General features: G+C 25.5%; 11 protein-coding genes. 1 reads left to right on the forward strand and 10 read right to left on the reverse strand.

Annotation, left to right across the window (positions count from 1 at the left end; all coding sequences use genetic code 11):
- Positions 1-256: 256 nt before the first annotated feature.
- The 7 genes from H9661_RS01570 to H9661_RS01600 form a co-directional block, all read right to left on the reverse strand.
- Entirely contained in the window at positions 257-3,307 is a 3,051-nt protein-coding gene (locus tag H9661_RS01570; protein ID WP_191767537.1) for a phospholipase D-like domain-containing protein, read from the reverse strand.
- 307 nt (positions 3,308-3,614) lie between these two features.
- Positions 3,615-5,654, reverse strand: a complete 2,040-nt coding sequence (locus H9661_RS01575) for an NACHT domain-containing protein (RefSeq protein WP_191767538.1) — start codon at positions 5,652-5,654, stop codon at positions 3,615-3,617.
- Positions 5,655-5,806: 152 nt separating this feature from the next.
- Positions 5,807-6,346, reverse strand: a complete 540-nt coding sequence (locus tag H9661_RS01580; protein WP_191767539.1) for a toll/interleukin-1 receptor domain-containing protein — start codon at positions 6,344-6,346, stop codon at positions 5,807-5,809.
- Positions 6,347-6,618: 272 nt separating this feature from the next.
- The gene (locus H9661_RS01585; RefSeq protein WP_191767540.1) at positions 6,619-7,587 is read right to left on the reverse strand and encodes an HNH endonuclease; all 969 of its coding nucleotides are present in this window, start codon (positions 7,585-7,587) and stop codon (positions 6,619-6,621) included.
- The gene (locus tag H9661_RS01590; protein WP_191767541.1) at positions 7,580-9,736 is read right to left on the reverse strand and encodes an AAA family ATPase; all 2,157 of its coding nucleotides are present in this window, start codon (positions 9,734-9,736) and stop codon (positions 7,580-7,582) included. The genes H9661_RS01585 and H9661_RS01590 overlap by 8 nt, the downstream gene beginning before the upstream one ends.
- Before the next feature lie 137 nt (positions 9,737-9,873).
- Positions 9,874-10,512, reverse strand: coding sequence for a HEPN domain-containing protein (locus tag H9661_RS01595; RefSeq protein WP_191767542.1), 639 nt, complete (start codon positions 10,510-10,512; stop codon positions 9,874-9,876).
- A 417-nt stretch (positions 10,513-10,929) separates the two neighbouring features.
- Complete coding sequence (locus H9661_RS01600; RefSeq protein WP_191767543.1) at positions 10,930-12,588, reverse strand: ATP-binding protein; 1,659 nt, start codon at positions 12,586-12,588, stop codon at positions 10,930-10,932.
- 106 nt (positions 12,589-12,694) lie between these two features.
- Between H9661_RS01600 and H9661_RS01605 the strand changes: the two genes are divergently transcribed.
- Complete coding sequence (locus H9661_RS01605) at positions 12,695-12,922, forward strand: helix-turn-helix domain-containing protein (RefSeq protein WP_191767544.1); 228 nt, start codon at positions 12,695-12,697, stop codon at positions 12,920-12,922.
- Between the two features lie 361 nt (positions 12,923-13,283).
- Here H9661_RS01605 and H9661_RS01610 read toward each other — a convergent pair whose 3' ends face one another.
- The 3 genes from H9661_RS01610 to H9661_RS01620 are packed head-to-tail and all read right to left on the reverse strand — an operon-like array spanning position 13,284 to position 17,665.
- Positions 13,284-13,619 carry a hypothetical protein gene (locus tag H9661_RS01610; protein ID WP_191767545.1) on the reverse strand — a complete coding sequence of 112 codons (336 nt, stop codon included), beginning with the start codon at positions 13,617-13,619 and terminating at the stop codon, positions 13,284-13,286.
- Positions 13,606-15,639, reverse strand: a complete 2,034-nt coding sequence (locus tag H9661_RS01615; RefSeq protein WP_191767546.1) for a tyrosine-type recombinase/integrase — start codon at positions 15,637-15,639, stop codon at positions 13,606-13,608. The genes H9661_RS01610 and H9661_RS01615 overlap by 14 nt, the downstream gene beginning before the upstream one ends.
- A complete protein-coding gene (locus H9661_RS01620; RefSeq protein WP_191767547.1) occupies positions 15,632-17,665 on the reverse strand; it encodes a site-specific integrase in 2,034 nt (677 codons plus the stop codon). The genes H9661_RS01615 and H9661_RS01620 overlap by 8 nt, the downstream gene beginning before the upstream one ends.
- Between the last annotated feature and the right edge of the window lie 28 nt (positions 17,666-17,693).

Raw genomic sequence — 17,693 nt, forward strand, 5'->3', positions numbered from 1 at the left:
ATCATTTATATAAAAAAAAGAGCTAACCACAATATATAAATTGGCTAACTCTATACTAGGCATAAACCATTTTGCCTTAACCCATAAATAGAATATTCAAAATTAGGAAATCTATTTTAACTTTTCATTGTATGAATAATATGAAGTCCACAAGCTACTTGTTAGCATAGTATATAAGAAATTAATATACTACTAAAATTCGCTTCATTATAATTAATACCAAACAATTTAGACTTATTTAGGAAACGTAACCCCTTTATAATTTTATTGTTTTAAAAAATTCACTAATATTACTTTCAAGAGTAAACTTATTTGTAGTGTGATACCCTCTTTTTGGCATTCGACTATATTGGAAAATTTCAGTTTTACTTAGTGTGGAAATTCGATTTATTTCTTCCTCGAAAGAATTCTCATATTTAATACAAAAATAAGAATTTCCTGCTTGAAAAGATTCTAGCACTAAAAGCTTCCTGTCGTAATATACAAAAGCAATATACTCTGGTAACGATAGTATGCATAAATCATCTGCAACTAGATCAGGATTCTTCTCCATCCATAAATTAAGGCGATACTTAACCTCTTCATTTGAAAGCTCATCGATTCTATGTTGTATGCTAGATATAGATAGTTTCCGAATTACAGTTGCACCTTCAACATTTATTTCGTTATCACTAAATACAGAAAGATCTAAATTATTTAATTGTACGGAATAAAAGAACAATTGATCAATCCATTTGCAAAAGTTCAAATAAATATCAGAGTTATTTGGGACATCTAAAACTATGTTCAATTCATAATTAGAAACAAATGCTGACCGACTTATATTTGAAGAACCAGTGCATATAATAGTTCGTTCTATCCCTTCAAAAAAATATATTTTCCCGTGATAGAACCTTTTCTCACAAGTGAATAAACTAAAATTTTCTTGATTTAAGTATGACTGCAACAACTGAATAGTTTTTTTATCTATTCCAGTCAACTGTCCATCCTGTGCCTCTGCACAGGAGCGATATTTCTGTAAAGAACCAATTAGTAGTTTCACTTCTATTTCTGATTCTATTATTGGCTTTTCTAATATTTCCTTAAGCATTGAGAAACCACTATTAAAAGCATATCCACAGGCAATTACTACTTTGCGAAGTGTAATTCCTTTACACATTTTCATTAATTGATCGCTTACATCTGCATGACTATTTAATATATATACTTTGGAATTACAATCATTAGTTATAGATAACCGTCCCATTTTATCTGCAAACAAATTCTCTGCCAAAATTACTTTCTGATTGAAATAATCTTTAACCACTTTGGAAGGATTATTGATATAACTATATGCATCAATATTTAAGTCAAGTGCATACTTTGCAGCTTCATCAGTTAAATGACTTATTCTTTGAACATTTCTATAGTCAATTTCTATAAACTGCTTTATAAAATAAAACGTTGGATTAATAATTTTATCAAAATCTATATTTATTTTTAGTTTCATAACATCGATTGTTTTAATTAGTGAAGCAATCCTATCTTTTAGGTGATCTTTTTCAAAAGTGCTACACTTTTCAATAATAGTAATTATATTGCCTGTTGTGTATGCATTTTCATTGATTATAAAATATTGTTTAGAATTGATTTCAGCAATTCTTGACGCCAGTTTTTTTCTTAAAGCATTATTATTTATTCGACTGAACAATAAATATAGATGGCTGTAATAATTTTCATCTCCAACTTCTTGAGCATATCGTACATTAAACAAATTATATTGTTGCTTTAACTGTAACAATAGATTTTCGGAAACCTTGACAATCTGTTCAATAACAAATTGCAATAATTCATCATTACATTGTTCAGTTTTGCCAGATAAGAATTTTTCAACCGGAATGATGTAATCATAGAATACTTTTTGCCAAATTACTTCTTTTGCCTTTTGGGCTGACTTTTCAACTACACAACAACTAAATCTTGTAAGGTACTTGTCAAAATAGACTGTTAGTTCATAATCTCCATTGTCAAGTATTTGCTTATCATAAGCAATTTTAAGACCCAACTGATTTGCAAAGTTCTGTACAGATAGTCTATAATCAGAAATTGTATTTACATATTTTTCAGAATAAAATGTTTTAATAATCTCTTGAAAAATATTCATAAACTTCTTACTAGAGTCAAAATTTGAGACAAAAAAACCTGCAACTATAGAAAAAGAAATTTGACTAATATCATTGTTGTGATAACTTTGTTCTAGCTCATTTCTTTGCAGAGATAAGTAAGAATAAATCTTCCTGGAAAATTCATCAACTTTTAATAATTCCTGTATTTTATCATATACTTCATTTGGTCCCATATTATTAGGATAACTCATATCATAGGCAATTAAGTTTATATTTTTAAAATTTCCACAAGTATAATTGTACTCAAATAAAAACATGGTGGTGATATATCTTCCAAAATTAATAAGATTACGCTTCATTCTTGATGCATTTACATCAAATGGAACAACATCTCTCATTCTTCCTAATTTAGAACGTGAAAGCAAACAAAACCATAATAGTGGATTATCCATTTCAAGCAACTTATGCAATGTTTCATTGGCAACATCATACTGTAAATTAACGCAATCTTCTTTAAACTCAAATTTATGAGAAGTAATAGTATTACAATAATTAAGCAACTCTTCTTCTGGAATAAATTTTTCTACAAAACATTTTGCTACATTTCGTACAGCCTCTTTTCTGCTAACTCCAAGTTCAGTAAATACGACACCATTATGCTTTAAGGATGCAGAAAACATCTGATCATATTCATCAAATGAGTAAACAAGCTTTACATTGTAGTTTACAGATTTGTAATAGTTTTTCCATAGAAAAGATTTAACAAGACGTTCGTAGTCATCTATAGGATATTTAGCAATTGTTTTAAGCTCTTCAAAGCATTCATTTTTGAATAAATTAAACATATAATCATACCCTTTATATTCATATAAATATCCTATAATACGATAACATATTTGAGTTTTGCACATTATTCCAATATCACTTCTTGCAAAAAAGTTTAATGTGCCAAAATATGAATATACTATGTCATACACTATCTGATTAAAAGATTTAGAACGAAGTATTTGAGAAGTTTCCTTGCTTTCTTGAGTAATGTACATAAATAAAATATGTCTTACAAAAACTTGAGCTACCAAATTTCCCAGTATTAAATAATTATCTATCAACTGTACATTAATATTTTCTTTAAGGAGCTCCTTTCTCGGTTTTAAAATATTTGTTACTTCAAGCTCATTTTTTATTTTTTCAATATCATTCATAATTTTCACTCCTATTTCTTATTACTTCTCAAGATGACTAATTAGGCAACCAGTTGTAATTTTGCATATTATTCAATAATTTATGATATATTTTTAATCTTCACATTTGTATTAACTTAATTTGCATTGTATTAATTAGTATCTTGGAATGAATATATTAAGAAGTCTAATTCTGAAAATATCTATTATTAGCCTAATGGATATATTGATAACATGTCCAATTATACGGATAATCAGAAGCTGTTTATTTCCGATTACTTAATAATGTAATTTATTTATATTATTTCAAGTAAAACTTTTGGTAATTTTATTTAATCCATCCTATGTTTTTCAAGTCAGATTCTAACCACTCAAACACAAGGTTAGTAATAGGTCTATCACCAAATATCTCTAAACTTGTTCCTCCACTAAAGAAATTAATCCACTCACTCTTTTCAAGACGCTTTGTTCGTAGTTCCATCCAAGATTTTGAATATTCTTCAATACTCTTATTCTGTCTATTTTCAATATCACTTAACTTAAAATTTACATATGATTTTTCTCCTTTTGCAAGAACTTCAAAACACCACTTCATTGTTGGTCTTCCATAAAACTCATTTTTTCTATTAATATATATATCTCCATTTAATTTTGTAGGCAACAAATTATATATGTTTAAACTTTCTTTAATTAGTGGAAACCATTTTTCAACAATTCTCAAATATTCCTTAATTGCATTATCATAAATAAAAATAGTCTTTTGAAGAATTCTTTGTTCTGAATATAGCCCCCATACTTTTCCTCCGCATTTCTTATAAGGAACATCATGTTTAGGCCAAGGAGCACTTATAAATGTATGTCCACTATCAATTAATTTATCAATTTCATTAAAGTAGAAATTCATATCAATCATTGTAGCACTTATACTCAAATTAGATTCATATAAATATTTTCTATATTCCTCAATTTCAGATATGTTTATAACATCATCATATAAATCACCTTTTTTAGTTAAACTGCAGCTTAAACTCCATATATATTCCTCTAATAAAACTCCATCTTCTAACATTAGTGGTTTTTGTTTAATTAAATTTTTGAGATTCTCACTAAGATATTCTAATGTGTCTATCCATGGCCATATAGATTGTGCGATTGGAACATGAGACCTCATCACTCCCCCACAAAACATTAACTCTTCATCATTAAATGTTTTAATGTCCTCATTATAACTTTTTTGATCCCATGTTACTGATATTCCTACTCCATCTACAGATACACCTAAATCTGCAATTTTCCCATATCTAAATGGTGCAATTACATAGGCAAAATTTCCTAATCCTTCAATCCATTTTCTCATACATTCTTGCAACATCTTCCCACATTCACTTGCAGATGGTAAATTACTTTTTCTTATAGTTTTTATTCCGTCTCTTATAATAATTGAAGCAACTCCAGGATAGAGACTTACAATCTTTGCAAAAAATTTTTTTGACTCATTATATGATAATTTTCCAAATAATATTGATAAAGGATATCTCCACTTTATTACTTGCTCTTCTGATTCAATAATTTCATCAATATCCTTATATTTAAGCCTTATACCTTCTGCTGAAAGCCATTGTGGTATTATTGGAAGTGGAAAATATAAATATTCATTATCATCTTTATATATAAGTCCTGATTTTAATAAATCATCTATATCAAAGTTACTCCCTAGCTCACTTAAATGTATCTTACAAAATTTATTATCTACCAAAATAATAGATAATCTAATTATTTGCTCATATATTTTTTCTTTTTGTTTAGATATTTTTGCAATTAAATTGTTTACTAAATAATCTATCATCTTATTTCTATCAATAATAAAATTATTATATTTATCCTTCATAGATAAAGCAAATAAAATGCAGAAAAATGGTCTTTCTATAGTTTCTTTAATATCCTTATCTAATCTAGCTCCTATTGTTGGCTCATAATCTATTCCAGATATACATTCAATAATTTCAACCATTTCTTCATCTTTTAAAAGAGGCAAATATTTAATATTATAATTATTAAGTAATGACATAGGCCTAGTTGTTACTATAAAGTTGCAATTTACCCACAATTCTTCCAAAAACATGATTTCATCAATAATTTTACCTACTAAACTATAATCAAGTTCATCTAATCCATCAATAAATATAATATACTTATTGTATCTATCAAAAAAATACTCATTTTCAATTTTTTCTCTCAAATTACCTATAGAATTAATTTTGAGATATATTGGGAACCTATCATCTAAGTCATTTAAATATACTTCAGCTTGTCTCTGAAACATAATATCTACTGCATATGTTTTTCCTACACCAAACTCTCCACACAAAATAGTTAATCTTAACTCTTCATTATTTATAATATAATCAAATTTATCTCTTTTTAAATCTTTTTCAATTATTTTAACAGCTAATTTTCTATCTAGTCCATTAGTTTTAAATCTTGAAATACATTTTGCATATACTTCTTGTAGTTCATTTCTTAGTTTTTTTTTAATTCAATATTATTTCCAAATTTAATATTGCTTAATAATGCTGCATTATTATCATCTAAAGAAAGTATATTCCCCAATTCTGGTTTATGTAGAAGTGGCTGTCTAGTAACATATCTATATAACTTCTCAAATTCTAGATTTTGATATAATTTATAATGTGTATAAGGTTGTAACGCTAATGGAATTGGATCATCAGCAGCAAAAAGTATAGGAATCACTTTTTTGTTATATTCATCAGCATATAATATTTGTGTTATATATTTTCCCTCAAACTTTGCACCAAGCCCTACTCCTATTTTCTCTTCATTTTCAAATCTTTTTTTATAATTTTCTGTGCAAACACATAATATGTAATCTGAAGACAATATATTCTCTAACATATATTGCGGCCATCCTTGTACGGGATTTGTAGTATATTGATCTATCTCAGTATTAACTCCATATTGTATTAATATATCAGCAAGATTTTTAACTTTCTCTTCTAATTCCTGTGAATCATGACTATAGCTTATAAAAACTTTAGGCATATTATCCCCCCTATATATATAAAGTATTATAATAATTTTTAATGCATTACACTATTTATTATAAATAAGCAATAAAAATTTATATTAAAACTTATTATTTCACAAAATAATATATTTCTTATTATACTGTATTTTTATCTATAAAAATTATCTTAAGTAAGTAAAATTGATAGTTAAATTTGCATTTTCTAATTATATGACTAATCAAAATCTCAGTTAATATAATCTAATTTAAGTTGCATATCATGCTCTATCAAATTTTTATATAAATTTCATCTAATTACATCAAATTCTTTCATCAAATCATATTTAAATTTAGATAAGGGCTTGTTTAGAAAATCATTGCCTTCATAATCAAATAAAATTTTAATAATTTCTTCTTCATCTAATAGTCCTGAATACTGATCAAGAAAGTCTTTAAGATATCCATTATTATAAATATAAGCTTTTCTAATTATATTTTTTGCAAATGAAGTCATATTCTTATATTTATCTTCTAAATGGAATGTTTCTATAGATTCCTTGATGCTATCAGTATCCTGATAATTAGAATAATCGAAAATTTCAATATCAAAATTTTCAGATAATCCATATAAATAATCAATACTAATCTTATCAGATTCCACATTAAAATTCGTTTTGAATTGATATAGATTTTCATGATTATCCATATATGGATGAAAGTGAACCTTATCTCTATCGCCTTTTTCCTGATTACATACTTTACATGAAGGTATAAGGTTATATAAACATAATGCTAAATATTCATATTTCCCTTTTGGAAAATAATGATCTATATCACCATTAAATTTACTAGGTATTGTAGTTCCACATTTATAGTAAATATCTATAAAATTTTTATTACAATATGGGCACGAATGTACCTCTAATTCTTTAACTATTTTAGGGGCTTGTGATTTTCTAAAATTTTCATATTTCTTCAAAAAGAAACTTTTTGATTCTTCACTTATTTCGATTCCATTCATTTTTTCTTTAAAATCAAAATGCTTTTTAGGCGACGAAAAGAAAAATTCCTTTAATACTCTATAATCATTTTTTCTATTTAAAGATAAATTTTCAATCCAAACCTTATACTTTTCTTCGCTTTCAAATATAAGCTTTTGTAATTCTATATCATTAGATAATATCTTCAAAAATATTTTCAGATTATATTTATAAAACCAATCCCAAAATATTTTCTCTATACTTTCTTTCTTATTTTCAAAATTAATTTTAATCATGATTATCACCACTTAAAATTTCTTTTATTTTATTAAGCTTATATTCATTAGTTTCTAACTTTATCTGTTCTATCACTCTGCTTTTTAACTTGTCACAATTTTCTCTATTCTTAATATACATACCTTGAAGTTTCTTTCTTAATAACCGTTCACCAATTGAATTCACTAAAAACTTTTCAAATTCCCTATCACAATCATTTAAATCATCTTTAAGGCTATTAATTAATTGGGTTATGATATCATATGAAAATTCACCTATTGTTTTCTCTAAAGTAAAACTATCTTTTAAAATTTCATAAATATTAGCTCCAAATGTATTATGTATTCCATTACCTTTTTTGTTCATAGAACATATATTAATTTTACTTTCTTCTTTAACATTTTTTATATTTTCGAAACAATACACATGCTCTGACATAATGTCTGTTACCATAAATGGAGAATGTGTTGATAACACTATCTGTATCTTTTTATTTTCATATTGTTTCATTTCATCACATAAATATTTAATAAATCTTCTACTCCATTCTGGGTGTAAGCTTTGATCAGGTTCATCTAATAGAATTATGGATAATTTGTTTTTTTCTGTTTTAGTTACTATATCAAAAATTTTTGATGATAAATCTAAAAAATTCTTTTCTCCTTCAGACAAGTTCAAAATTTTTATTTTAAATCTCATGTTAAGATCACTATATTGATTATATATATACTTGTCATATATTTTAAAAACTTTTACTAATTTTTCATCTATTTGAGAATTACATTTAATGTGGATATTTTTTTTATTAAAATAGTACTCTTCTAAACCATTTAATTCATTAAAAAACTCTTCAATGGCTAGTTCATATCTACTATCATTACCTAACCCAATTTCACTTTCCATTCTTGAATACAAATACCTACTTATACAAATCAACTTACCATAATCATTCAATGTTTTGTCTCTTTTATAATACTCTATTACCTTAATTAAATTTTTGTATTCACTTTTCTTATCTACTAAATGTCCTAAAATAGAATCAGAATTACATTGAGCATATTGATTATTTTTCAAATTATTTAAAAATTGAATATGTGTATTATTATAAATATCAAGATTAACTCCTGTATGCGTATTTCTTGCCTTACGATTATTATCATCTATCATATCACATACACCTTTTACAAACTGATAAATAATACACCTAGATAATGTATCTAATATAAACAAATCCTTATATTTTTTTTTAGTTTTAGTTTTAGTTTGCTTTTTGACTTTATCATTTTCATTCAATATTAAATTATTTAGTATATTAGACTTCTGAATATACAATGCTTCTTCTAAATTTTCAATCCATATTTCCATTTCTTTATTTTCTAAAATAGGATATAGATTATACTCACAATCTGGATAAATTTCAATTGCTACTGATTGAGGACGAAATTGCAGATTTTCTTCACATTTCATCCGATTAATATACTTATACTGACTCTCTATTGATGGATTTAAATAATATCGCCTCTTGAATAAATACTCATCTGTTTCATAATTCTCTTCATCTTTCCCTGTATAATAATTTTGTAAATTCACCCTATTGCTATGAGTATTTACTATATAATTTACACCTACTTTCTCAGTTATCTTATATCCTAGAGGTATGTACTCTCTAAAAATATGTTCAACTACTTGAAAATTGTCATTATCCTTTTTAATTATTAAGCTAATTGGAATTTTATAAAATGCACCATTGAGTTCATCAAAATTGAAATTGCTTAAATTATTCTTGAATAATTTTGTTATTTTATCTCCTTGATTTAAATCATCCATAACCTCGATACAAAAATAATCATCTTGAATATGATAAAGCATAAAATAACTATCAACAACTTCACTTCTAGATCTATCTTTTCTTTTTATAGATTCATAACATCTATCATCTCTGTTCATACCTAGTATATCTAGAATTGTTGTTTTTCCAGAGCCATTTTTGCCAAGTAAAACAGTAATATTATTAATATTTTTAGGATATATTCTATCCATATAAGATATTTTATTCTCAATAACTAACTTTTCATTTATAACTTTAACTTCAAACCTTGGCGAAAAATTTATTTCTTGTTTTCTTACCATGTTTCCAAATTTTTCTATATATAAATATATAAGTTCCATATAATACCCAATCACTTCCATTCCGAATTACTATATAAATCAGTATAAAAGAACACTAAAAACTGTTTTATAAATACTTAACTTAATTACCATTCTTACAACGAAATTTTTATTAAACTACAGGCCCTCAAACTTTCTTATTCATCCTGCTCCAATTCAAGAAAATCATATAAATAATGTTCTGCTATCCTCCTTAGGTTTGTACCAATTTCATTAAATCTTAACAAAAAATTTTCCAAGTCAATTACTACATTGTTAAAGTTATCTATATAGAAGTGATTAATATACTTAGTACTAAACGGATATCTTGAAAAATCCATATTATTCTTATGCTTTCCACTTGCTTTATCCTCAATCTTCATATATAGTTCATTCAAATACTCCTTTAAATTAATAGTTAACTTTTTAAACTGTTCTCTTCTTTCTTTATTTGTTTCAAATTCATTAACCTTTGAACATACTACATTAAATATTTGTTTTATGTCATGACTCCCCTCTATCTTCTCTTCTTTATTTAGAATAACATTTAACGTCCATGTAATTGCCTTCAAATATAACTCTACTGCATGATTGGCATTAAATAAAATTGGGAAAATAACTATATCTGCATTCCTATTTTGGTTATCCTTCAATATCTGTTCTGCCAATATTATTGAAGACATCATAAACCCATTAGCAATAACAATCATATTACTAATATGTTCATATTTATTTGTTCTCCAATTCATATAAGCGTTTTTATTATTATCTATGTTATATGAAAATATATCTTTCATATTCCCCTCCTAAATATACGTACTTTCTCCCTCAAAAATCTATTAAATAAATCCTTTTCCAAATTTAATTTATTATTATTTTTAAATCGACTTCATATTAAAAATTTAATTTATATTATTTTAAAAACAAATCGAAACTTTAAACTCATTAGTTTCTAAAATATATCCTATTGTGTAATATTCTACAAAAGAAAAAATATCCCTCCTTACCTTCTATATTGATGGAACACATATATTTATTTGGCATAATAATATATTTTTTGTGGTTTTCAATTTTAATATCTCATGAATTTCTTAACTAAAAAATAATAGAGTTATTATTTTTAATCATTTTTAATAAAGAAAATCTTTTGAATTCTTAAAAAAAAATACTTTTAAATTACTAAAAGTATTTTCTTACCACAATATCTTGTTGTATTATTTAATTTTCACCTTTATTTCTTCTTTTTTTTCCTTAATTAAAACATCTACAATGCTAGATAATTCTATTATAGGAATAATCTTTTCCGTACCACATTTTAAAAGCCATTGTCTTTTTTCATAACATAATTTTAATTCTACTCCATCAATCAATGTTTTCCTATCATTTATTTCCATATCCACCTTCCAACATACAATATAATCAAATGTCATATATGGGTGTTCGTGTTTAAATAAATTACTTAACAGAAATTCTATCTCAACAAGCAAAGTATCATCTTCCTTGTTTAGGCATATCAAATCAGTAGTAGATTGTAGTGAATAATGTGCTATGGATTCAATTCCTTTAATATAGTTTTTAAATCTAACATCACTTAATAATGTTGCTAATAACAATGTGACTTGTGCCTCATTATCAGGAATTCTTTTTATAGATATGTTATCCAAATCCAACTTTTTTAATTTATTATATTGATTAATTCTCCTTTTTAAACTACTTGTCTTTTCTTTTATTACAAAATTACTCTCTTCTTGTTTTCTCATTTTAGAATATGTTGCTTGCGTAATAGGTAAAATATCAGTATCTATTATTTGCTTAACTGTTTCAAGAATCCATTTAACTTTTGGATTATCTTCATTACTTAGATTATTTCTATCTGCTGTTAACTCAAAATTTTGAGAATTAACTAAAATATGAAAATGATGATAGTTTGGATCTGTAATAAGACTAGCTTTTTTTGTAAATGGTATAAAATCTTTAGCTAAATAAACGCCAAACCTACTTTTTAATCTTTCACATGGCCTTAGCTTACATATTGCTCTTCTGCAATTAACTCCTGACACAGTTCCATACATTTGAAACGAAACATATTCTCCATTTATATTTGTACTTCTGTGGTAAGGTCCAAAATGCCTGCAATAATTCACTGATCTTACATATATCTTTTCACTTACATCTATCTCTGGGTTTTCTTGTGGTGGAAAAAATTGATGTGCGCCTGCAATTTCCTCTCTCATATTAATAATATTATCGTTAATAAAAATCCTTGGAGCAACCTGCATGTTTTTCACATAACAATTCAATTCAGAATATGTAGCAAATATATTCTTAAAGCTTCCCCCTGCTGTAAACCATAATATATAATCTTTTAATGTTTCTAAATTATAATACTTTTCTGGATTATCAACTAAATAACCTTCAACAATTATCTTAGTACCGTCTTTTCCTATAACAGGTTCTTCACTCTGCAATGTATATGTTGGTATTTTATTATTAATTAGATAATACCATGGATCATTCATTTCTGCGATTAATCTTTTAGAATTAGTTTTTTGTGTTATTACAATTATCTTTTTACTTTTAAAGAATATTTTAGTTCCTAATCCTTTCTCTCCAATATTTCTCTTATCTTTTCTTGAATCTCCTAAATTAAAAAAGCTTTCTAATTCACTTTTATCCATTCCACATCCATCATCAGTAAAACTTATGCAGAATACTCCATCAACGTTTCTATTCACTTCTATATTAATATTTTTAGCTTCTGCATCAATAGAGTTACTAATTGCTTCCCTAGGTACTTCTAAAGGATTTATTAAATTCTTAGCAATTTCTTTAAATAAAGATATATCTTTAACTGCTGGTCTAAATGTCTCCATATATTTCACTCCTATAAATAAATTTTTCAAATGTGTACTTACTACACATTTTATTTTGTACATTTTATTACAATTAATACATTATTACAGAGTTAGGACTGATTTTATGGATAAAAGAAATATTATTGGTGACAATGTAAAGAGATTACGAAAAAAACAAGGCCTTACTCAAGAAGAACTTACTGCAAAACTTCAACTTTATGGTTTAGCTATTGATAGGCCTATGCTTACAAAAATAGAATTAAAGAAACGAGAAGTATTAGATTATGAACTTTTATGCATAGCAAAAGCATTTAATGTATCTACTGAAGAACTTTTCACAAAGCAAAGATAAGCTATAACCCCAAAATATAAGTTATAGCTTATCTCTATTTTTTATACTGATTAATTCTACATACTATTACTTGATCCTACTAAGATAATAAATTAATCTATTATTTCTTGATATTTACTAATGAATTACAAAAAAGCTTATTTAACTAGTTGTTATTTACTTACTAAAAATTAGAATATTTAATATTATACCTTAATTAATTATTTTTCATTTTTAAATCTTATTATTTTTCCCATAATTTTTCTCCCATATAAAACAACTCAAACATATTTAGGACTTTTAACTTATTTGCATATTTCCTACACCAATATAAAGTTATACTAATCTGTAACATGAATTTTCAAAATTTATATTTACAATATCACTTTGTTCTTTGAGTGTATAACTCATATTTTAATTGTTCATTCTGTTTTCGTAATTGTTGTATAATTTTTTTTAAATATTTTATATCTTCTAAATAAACATTTGATTCTTCATTATTTTCTCTTATCTTTTGAATCCCCTTCCAATTTGTTATGCATTCTTTATATGAACTATTCTGCAACGTTTTTATTGGTATCATTGTTTTTCCACTTATACTCTTATAAGTTATATTTTCATCTAAGCTAATTAGTTCTTCACAAACTTTATTAATAGACTCTATATTGTTCTTCACTCTTAACTTTTTCTGTTGGATCATCACATCATACTTCGCCATTTCTTATCATCTCAACTTTCATTCTTGACTTTTTCTTAATTGAGTTAATATGTTTTTTTAAACTGCTAGCATCTACTATATTATTATTAATTAAAACATTTTTACTTATTTCCTCAAATTTTCTACGAATCTCTTTTATCCTTTCATCTTTTCTATATAGATACATATGAATATAGAATTCTTCGCAAAACTTTCCAAAACCTTCTTTATCCTTATCACTTAACAGAGTGTAATTTTCGCACGCCATACAATATAATTGCCCACAAATCCATGCATTTTCAATTTGAGTGCATTGCCCAAGTGGCAGTGGAATAACTTGCTTTGGATTCTGCATTTTTTCAATTAGATTAATATTATTTCTTTTTATAATATCTTTGTCATTTAATAAATCATAAACATTTTCTTTCTCAATTTTATCAATATTCTCTTCTCTCTTGCCTATTAAAATTCCTTTTCTCTCTAAATCCTTTAATGTATTTATTGCTTTATCATTTCTTACTTCATATTGGACTATAGTATTAATTTTTTGATCTAGCAACTCGGCAATTCCTACTGCAGTGATGCCTGCAGATTCCATATTAGAAATAAAGTTTCTTTTATTGTCATGTAAACTAAATAGTGGTTCATTTTTGCAATCCACTATGCCATTCTCAATCTGAATTTCTTTAAATATTCTTGTTATTAAGGTATTACTAACAATTGATCTGAATTTATTCTTTTTAGATGCAAATAAGCGTCTTATTTTCAAGTTATCAATCTTTGAATACATCTCATTATCTACAGTACTACAAATCTTCTGTGCATTTAAAACTGCTTTTACTGATAAGTCCCCAACTTTTTGGTTTATAGAAACTCCTTTTTTGGTCTTATGAAAAAAAATGTAATTATTATCTCTTAAGCAATTATATGAAAGGCTACATATCTCATGAACTCTCCTTCCAGTATCCACCATCAAAATTATTATTAATTTCTCCTGTGGATATTTTTCTTCATCAATTTTATTAATCGCTTTTAATAACCTCTCTACATCTTTTTTTGATACATACTTAGGTAACATCTTATATTCTTTAACCTTATCATATTTAGTTATTATTTTTATAGATTTAACATCGCTAATGTTCTGTTCAATATAATTGAAAAGTTTTGCACATTCTTCTATTCTTGCGTTTATTGTAGATGGGCTTATTGATTTTTTTCGGCATGTCTTAGTTTTATTTAAGTAATTTATATACTCTCTTATATGATTATTACTTAATTTCTCAAACTTATTGACATCCTGGAACTCATTTTCCATGAAATCAAAAAAATTTTTCAAATGACTTTTTGTAGCACGAAATGTTTTTATTGCTTTTTGAGTCTTAATTTCTTTCAGATATCCTCTTGTTATCTCATTAAACTCAATGGAAGTATTTTTACTATTTAAATCTATAGATTCTTCTCTTATAAAAATTTTCTCTTCATCATCTATATAATCAATTTTTTTTAAAAACTCAATCATTGATATTATTATATATTTTTTTTCATATTCTTTTGCTAATTCTAAATATTGATCAATATGTTTAAAACAAGATTTTACTGATTTTTGGTAAAACAATTTCAACCTTATTACCTCATGCATAACTTGCCTTACATAACTCATACCATAACTATACTTGTTCACCATAACATCTCTAAACTTGCTCTTTATGTAATCTAATTCATTATCAATATTTTTGAGTTCATATAAATAGAATTTCATCATAAAAATAATATTATCAGGTATATTAATTCTATTGTAATATGCTAATATTGTAATATGCCAGTTATATAACTTAATAAAATCCTCTCTTAATTCTTCTTTTTTAAGGATAGTTTCAAATTCTTTTAAATCACTGAATATCATCTTAAATTCTTTGTATTTTTTAATTTTCGAATTACTTCTACTAGAGTTTTTTGTAAAACTCATTATTTCTTCTTCCTTAAGATGAACATATGATTTAGATTCGTTATAAATTATTTTATTGCTTGCATTATTATTCATTTATTTCTCTTTCACCTTTTAAATTATGCTTAATTTCATCCTGTGTAATTCCTAGTCCTTCTAACTCTCTAATTATAATCATTAAATCCTCAATATCAATTCTTAATTTATTTTCTACCTCTGTTGCAGTAAATGATTCTTTTAAAATGTGTTTTTTAAAAACAATGATTTCAAATAATTCTTTTGCATAATTTAATAATTTTTCGCTTTCTTGTTTCTCTATAATGAAATTATTACATTTAAAGCACTTATCAGCTTTTTTACAAGGATTTAAACAATACCCTAATGGTAATTTTTTTATTTCATTAATTTTTATCAATTCGGAAATACTTTCTGAAGCACTTAGTATTTTTTTATTCAATGCATAATCTTTGCACTTGTCATTACAAAATAGTATATTCAAAATACTCTCAACACCTAAACCTTCGTATTTTATATCTTCTTCTAAATATTCTCTAACTTTTACTATTTCTTTTTCTCTTTCTTGAGCCAAATAATTTAAAGACATGCTATACGATTTGTGCCTCAATAAATATTTTACAGTACTTATATCATAACCACTTTTTTTAAATATTTCTGTTGCAAAAAAATGTCTATAGCCATGCAATCCAGCTTCAACCTCCCCATCCTTTTTTTCTATATTTAACAGTTTATTTATTTTAATAATAAAATAATCAAACTTTGGACTATATAATATATCACTTGATTTATATTCAAATAAATGCACATATGCATCCCCACCTTTTCTCGGTTCCCTTTTGGTAAGAATATCTTTGTTTTTTCTAATGTTCATAACTTTCGCTATTTCTCTATATCCATCTTCTGTTACATATATAGGCCTGTTTTTAACTGATAATTTATCTACTATATTATGCTCTATTATATAAAGCTTTGTATCCTCACAAAATCTAATAATACCATATTCTAAATCTGAAATTTCACTTCTCCTCATTCCGCTATTTGCAGCAAGAATTATTGCTGATACATAAAATTCCTCATATATATCTACTGGCTTATATTCAAATCGTAAGAACTCTAATATTCTTCTTGCATCTTCAGAATCTTTAAATGCTAAATCATTTATTTTATTATCAACATGTGTTGTTTTTTTTAAATCATCTTTAGAAAACATTAATTTTTTATCTAACATTGATGGATGAATTACTCTTATCCATTCTAAAAATTGAAGAACTGATAGTAGCTTGGCATTCTTAGTTTTATTTACGAGATTGTCCATATTGCATATATAATTAATATATAACAGCCAATACTCTCTAGTTATAATCTCTAAGCTCTCAACTTTTGTTAACGAATAAGTTTTATTTAACCACTCTATAAACGCATTTATTGAATCTATTTTATACTTAACTTGCCTTTTCCCCATAACATTACTTATTATATTTCCATATTCACTTATAATTTTTTTCAAATCGTATCCTATATATTCTTTTTTTAATTGCTTATTTTTTATTTTACTAGCATTTATTATGTCTTTTGCTCGTTTCTGACTATATCCCATAAGATATCTAAGATCCAGTAATCTATATGTACACGCCAATTCTTTTTCAAATAGTCCTTCAATATTTTCATCTAATATCAATTCTTTAGTTATCTTATAGTATTCATTTATTCCATAATAAGAACAAATTATAAATACCAAGTAATATAGCCTTTCAAAATAAGCTTCTGTAGCACAAATCTTTTTCTTCTCCTCAATCTTTTTATTTAGAACATTAAAATCTTTTAGTAGAATTCTGAGTACTTGTTTTGAATCCTTTGTGCTAGTTTTAATTAATATACTCTTAGGCGCCTTAATTCCTTGATCAATACTTAATGATGCAAAATATCCTAGCACTTCTTTCTTATATTTTAACTCCGTATTAGTGTCATAATTTTTATAAAACTTTAATGGATCTTCCCACTCTGATGTTATATATGAATAGACTTTCCTATAAAACTTCTCATTTTTATCCATTTTAATATTAACTGTACTTAGATATAAAGCTAAGTTTATGTGATTATACAATTTTTTCTCCTTAACATTCATAATAATT

The sequence above is a fragment of the Clostridium cibarium genome (assembly GCF_014836335.1).
In the GTDB taxonomy this organism is placed as follows: Bacteria; Bacillota; Clostridia; order Clostridiales; family Clostridiaceae; genus Clostridium; species Clostridium cibarium.